The organism is Wolbachia endosymbiont of Cylisticus convexus (genome assembly GCF_003344345.1).
This window is the reverse complement of the sequence record NZ_QPIP01000226.1, coordinates 1-5874: the sequence shown is the minus strand read 5'-3', so window position 1 is coordinate 5874 and position 5874 is coordinate 1. Positions and strand designations below refer to the sequence as shown.

Annotated in this window: 4 protein-coding genes and 2 pseudogenes; 3 read left to right on the top strand and 3 right to left on the bottom strand. The window is 37.7% G+C overall.

Going from position 1 to position 5874, the window contains the following annotated elements; all coding sequences use genetic code 11:
* The 3 genes and pseudogenes from Wcon_RS10790 to mutL form a co-directional block, all read right to left on the bottom strand.
* Positions 1-828 (bottom strand): IS256 family transposase (locus Wcon_RS10790; protein ID WP_114516781.1); only part of this gene is annotated, 828 nt, incomplete at its 3' end.
* Positions 829-894: 66 nt separating this feature from the next.
* Positions 895-1624: pseudogene (wmk, locus tag Wcon_RS10785) on the bottom strand (WO male-killing family protein Wmk); the annotation flags it as partial.
* A gap of 68 nt (positions 1625-1692) precedes the next feature.
* A pseudogene (mutL, locus tag Wcon_RS10780) lies at positions 1693-3409 on the bottom strand (DNA mismatch repair endonuclease MutL).
* 805 nt (positions 3410-4214) lie between these two features.
* Between mutL and Wcon_RS10775 the strand changes: the two are divergent.
* The 3 genes from Wcon_RS10775 to Wcon_RS10765 all read left to right on the top strand — a co-directional run.
* Entirely contained in the window at positions 4215-5105 is an 891-nt protein-coding gene (locus Wcon_RS10775; RefSeq protein WP_114517629.1) for a reverse transcriptase domain-containing protein, read from the top strand.
* Positions 5078-5698, top strand: a complete 621-nt coding sequence (locus tag Wcon_RS10770) for a group II intron maturase-specific domain-containing protein (protein WP_114517628.1) — start codon at positions 5078-5080, stop codon at positions 5696-5698. Before Wcon_RS10775 ends, Wcon_RS10770 begins: the two co-directional genes overlap by 28 nt.
* On the top strand, positions 5695-5874 hold a 180-nt coding region (locus tag Wcon_RS10765; RefSeq protein WP_147269164.1), incomplete at its 3' end, for a hypothetical protein. The genes Wcon_RS10770 and Wcon_RS10765, both read left to right, overlap by 4 nt.

Here is a 5874-nt window from a genome sequence, read left to right as displayed (position 1 = left end):
ACTGGATACATATTTCAGAGAATTTCTTATTTGGTGTACTATACATAGCTGCACTTCTGCACTGGGAAATACACTGTTGATGGCTGCAGGAAAGCTTTTTAGCCCATCTACACATGCAATCAGAATATCTTCTACTCCTCTTTCTTTGAGGTTATTTAGCACTTCCAACCAAAAGTTAGCTCCTTCACTTTCAGCCAAATAAAAGCCCAGGACTTCTTTTCTGCCATTTTGGTCTATGCCCAATATATTGTACATACATTTACTTACGCAATGTCCATCCTCCTTGACCTTAAAGAACATCCCATCCATAAATACTATCGGGTATACTGATTGCAGTGGACGACTACGCCATTCATTGATTATAGGCAGTAATTTGTCGGTAATACTTGATATCTCTGCTACCGATATTTTGTGATCATAAATTTCCTCAACGTGTGACGCTATATCTCTATAGCTCATACCACTGGCAAATGTGCTCAAAATCTTCGTTTCAAGCTCTGGATGTAAGCTTGTTTGCCTTTTTTTGACTATTTGCGGCTCAAAACTTCCTTCTCTATCTCTTGGCGTTAACAGCTCAAATGAACCTGCACTTGTACGTAAAGTCTTTCCATTCCTCCCATTTCTGCGATTATTTTCTTCACTTTCAGCTAATAAATGGTTTTCTATTTCACCTTCTAGACTCGCCTCCAGCAGCTTTTTTATAAATGGTGTTAATGCTCCCTCCTTTCCTGTCAACGGTCTTCCTTCTCGTATAGACGACAGGATATTTGTTTCCAACTCTTTATAATCTACCAATCCGTTAGTTCTGTTTACTACTTTTTGACTCATTGTCAAACCTCCATTTTTAAATTGATATAAATTACTTTTTTTCGGTTTGACACACTTTTTTGAACATTCCCATTCTTTTATCAAATCAGGTACTACTTTACTACCTTCACCTTCTTCTATTAGTAGATCTGTAATATTAATCGATAATGTTTCTGCTATTGCATACAATTTTTCCAGTGGAATAGCCACACGTCCTTGTTCATAGTTGCTTATTTCATCACCTCATTTTCTCTGCTAAATCCTTCTGAGTATATTCCCGTACTGCCCTCCATTCCTTTATCTTTTTCCCTATTTTGTAGTAGATAGAACCTGTTTTTTCTTCAACACATTCATCAGCAGAGAGACCAATTGTTTTTGCAACAATATCAACAGAAACTCCCGATTTAACCAAACCCTTTGCAATTTTTATTTTTTCCGATTTTCTACTACTTTTCTCACTAACTTTGACAAATTTGGTTAGTAAACAAAACATCCTACGTAACTCCTGATCGTTAATCTTTTTATATTCTCTTACTAGATTTAATATTTTCTCTCCCTCATCTTCAAAACAGATTTTTTCATTTGATACAGGAATTAGGTCTACAATACCAATCGACAATATCTCTGCTATAGCATACAACTTTTCAATCGAAATTTTACATGTTCCTTTTTCATATTGTAGTACTACTTGATATGTTACACCGATTTTTTTTGCTAAATCTTTTTGAGTATATCCTCGCTTTAACCTCCAATTTCTTACTTCCTGTCCTATTACTTTGTAGTCTAAAAAGTTAGAGCAATTATTCTCTTTTTTCACATTTTATACTCTATAATTAAAAGAGCTATCACGTATACTTAATTGGTAACCTTTTTGACAAATTGAACTCATTTCCTTTCAAATAATTTTTCTATATCACTTAGTTTCATTTCTATGTAAGTTGGTCTTCCGTGATCAGCATACGGTGTTTCTTCCATTTGTCTCATCAACTCATTCATCTCCTCCAACTTCATTTCCCTTCCAGCTCTATGGCACGCAATAGTAGCTAATATCTTGTTCACTTTTTCTTCTATAGGTAGCGTATCTCCTATCTCTATTAATCTATCAACTATACCATCTCTTTCACATTTATTGTTCCTAAAATTGCAGGAATTTCTTTTACCTTCACTTTATCTTCTGATTGTATTTCAATATCAAAACCCATTTCAAAAATTTATAAACCTCTATCATTTCCATTTCAGCTTGGTTTTTAATTTCAACTGTTTCCGGAAGAAGAAGTTTTTGTCTTTTTATGCTTGTTAAGCACTCGTATATCAACCTCTCATGAGCTGCGTGCTGATCTACTATAATTAATTTGCCTTTAGCCTCAGCAATAATGTAAGTATTGTAGACCTGACAGCGTGCATATCCTAGAGCTCTACCAAATCAATTTGCTCCCTTTCTAGAACCATAGTTCCCTTTTGGGGTGGAGATTCTCCATATTTAAACGTTTCTGGTAAGCTTTGCCTTCTTTCGTCTGGTGCATTGAATCCTTTCATTAGGCGATTTTCTAAAAGACTTGGTCTCTTCTCATAAAACTCTTTTTATTTTTTCCTCTTTACTATTAACCTGCTCTTGGCTATCAAACTCTTCAATACTTTGAGACTCAACATCACTTGCTGCGAACGTGCCTATTCTAGTCGATAATGCTTTTATTATTCCTCTTCTCACTATTTCATATACTAGCCTCTTGTTCTGAAACCTTACCTCTGATTTATTTGGATGCACATTTTGATCGTATGGTATCTCTAAGTGCAGCGCTGCAAAAGGATACCTCCCAACTGGTTGATATGCATATCGAATTGCATCTATAAGTAGATTGTCTTTTATTGGCCTTCCATTCACAAATGTATAGATCATATCAGACTTACCTCGATTGACCGTCGGTTTGCAGATATGTCCCGTAAGTTTGATGCCATCTTCTTCCTCGTTAACTCCCAGCGAGTTACTCTGAAATTCTTCTTCTATTTCACACAATCTGTTAAATAATGAAGTTTGTTTAGCATATTTTAAGAGCTTTTTATTACCCGAAGCGAGAGTAAACCCAATACTATATCGCTAAGTTATTTACAATATCAACTATAGCTTGTGTTTCTGCCCTTTCGGTTTTTAGAAATTTTAGTCTATTTGGTGTCGCAAAAAATAAGTCACGAACTTCAACCCTGTAGCAAAGAACAAGGTGTAATCTCTCTTATTTTTTCTCCTCCCTCATAACTTATAGACCATGCTTCCTTTTGCCTTAGACGATAATTTCATTCTACTTACTGCTGCAATTGAATTCTCCTCTAAACCCAAGATGCTTGATTTCTATTAACTCACTATCGCTTAATTTTGAAGTGGCATGCCTCATAAATGCTAGTTCTAGATCGTTCTTTTCTATTCCATTTCCATCATCTGTCACAGTTATAAGGTTACGCCCACCACTTTCTATCTCGATCTCTATCTCTATCTCTGAACTTCCAGCATCTATTGCATTTTCTCCTTTACTACACTCGCTGGCCTTTCTATTACCTCTCCCGCTGCTATACGGTTTATGGTTTTTGTGTCTAATTGCCATATTTTCAACTCTCAGTCTGATCAGTTGGATATCAATGCAAATCAAGTTCTCTATTAAATAAGCCCTTTCATGAAGATCATTCTTTGACTAACATGTTTGAATTTTAGTTGAATATTTCTTCAGAATTGTGTATAATTATTAATGCTTTCTAGGTTAATTCGTCATGGCTTTATCTAAATTTCTTGATGCACGCAATGATTATGCCTTTGTGTGACGTGAAAGTCGTCTATTAAACTGTTTAGCACTGACTAAACCGAGTGTTTTGCCACTCGTACCCTACTAAACTGTATAAGTACAGTAATGTCTTATGCAAAGCGTTTAGGACAATGAACCCGCCCGAAAAGGAGAAGTTCGGTCTGTGAAGAAGGAACGATGCTATAAGTGTCAAGTTGGCACGGGGGCTAGGGTGAACGGTATGGATAACAGAAGTGAATGATCGTAAGCATCGTTAAATCGAACAAGCCAAAGACACTGACAGGCTTGGACCAAAAGGTATGTGGTAGGTTATCAGCGTGAACGCATCTGATACGCAAACATAAACACCACCGGTGTATAGATCAATCCTAACCCGCTCGTTGTTTGATAGGTGGAACACGGAAACCCCATATATCTCTGGGTAATTTCTTTACTCAGTAAGGTTGATCATGAGAAAGACTGATGGATATGTGGGATTGGGAGTGTGGAAAAAGTGAATGCTCATCTGTAATGGATGAGATACAGGTTTAAACGTTATCTGGCTCGAAAGAGAACTGACGTCCACTACGGTCATCTTGAACAAGATTGTTTGTAAAACCTTTTAAGTGAGGAAAGCAGATGGTTACAGGTAAAATTGTAAGTGCACCTTTCGGTACAGCAGAACACTGGAATCAAATTAACTGGTTTCAGTGTAAAAAAAATACCAGAAGGCTACAAGCTCGTATTGTTCAGGCAACAAAAGCTAGGAGATGGAATAAAGTGAAAACTTTACAACGCCTCCTCACACGTAGTTTTAGTGCTAAAGCGTTGGCAGTAAAACGCGTAACTTCAAATAAAGGAAAATGTACAGCTGGTGTTGACAACCAGTTGTGGCAGAGCCCTTCAGCAAAATCTCAAGGAATTGCAAACCTGAGGCAACGAGGATATCGCTCTCAACCTTTGAGACGAGTCTATATCCCCAAACCTACAGGCAGCAAGCGACCTCTTAGTATTCCCACTATGAAAGATCGAGCGATGCAGGCCTTATATCTTATGGGACTTGATCCTGTTGCAGAAACAATAGGAGATAGACACTCATACGGATTTAGGAAACATCGCTCAGCTGCTGATGCGATAAGCCAGATCCACAAAACTTTGGCGGGACGCGACAGATCGCAATGGATCCTAGAGGCGGATATTAAGAAGTGTTTTGATGAAATAGACCATTGCTGGTTAGAAAGCTCAATTCCAATAGAAAAGAATATTCTCAGCAAATGGTTAAAATCTGGGTTCATAGAAAAACAAATGTTCCGCTTCACAATAGCAGGGACTCCACAAGGAGGAATTATCTCCCCTGTACTTGCTAACTTGACCCTTGATGGTTTCGAAAATGTTATCAGTAAACATTTCGGGAAGAAGGGAACAAGAAAACGCAAGAAATATGGTGTGCACGTGATTCGCTACGCGGATGACTTCATAGTAACACTGGAAAATCAAAAGAAATTCTTGAGACTAAAGTTAAAAGGCTAGTAGAGGATTTCCTCAGCGACAGAGGGTTAACTCTATCCACAGGAAAAACCAAGATCACACACGTAGAACAGGGATTTGATTTTCTAGGTCAGACAGTACGTAAGTACGAAAGGAAGATAATCATCAAACCTTCAGCAGAAAGTACAAACCGACTTCTGAAGCGCATCCGGTGCTTGATTCGTAAGAACTGCGCAGCAACCCAAGAAAAAGTAATAGAACTGCTCACACCTCAAATTCGAGGGTGGGTCTATTACCACAGGGGAATATGCGCAAGAAAAGCTTATGAGAAAGTGGATTCTGAGATTTTTAAAGCCTTATGGCAATGGTCAAAACGCAGACACCCTAATAAAGGCTTACGCTGGATTAAGGAGAAATACTTTAAAACAAAAGAAGCCAGAAGATGGTGCTTTGCAGCGCTGACTAAGAATAAAGGTACAGTTGAGTGGAAGGAACTCTTTCAAGCAACAAGCGTACCAATTCGTCGCCACAAGAAAATTCAAGCTGAGGCAAATCCCTACGATAAAGAATGGTATGCCTACTTTGAAAAACGTAGATCAAATAATCCTTCTCTTTATGAGGATGATAAGATATGATTAATGTTAATCCTAGTAAGGAATTTGAAATGCCAGAATATTTGAAGGAAGCTGTTGCCGGTTCTCGAGAAAAGGACTTAAGATGGCTCGAGCCGTATGAAGGGAAACTTTCAAGTACGGTTCCTAGAGGAGAGTTTAGTGGAAAATATCTCAGTCCACTAAACTCTTACTCGTTC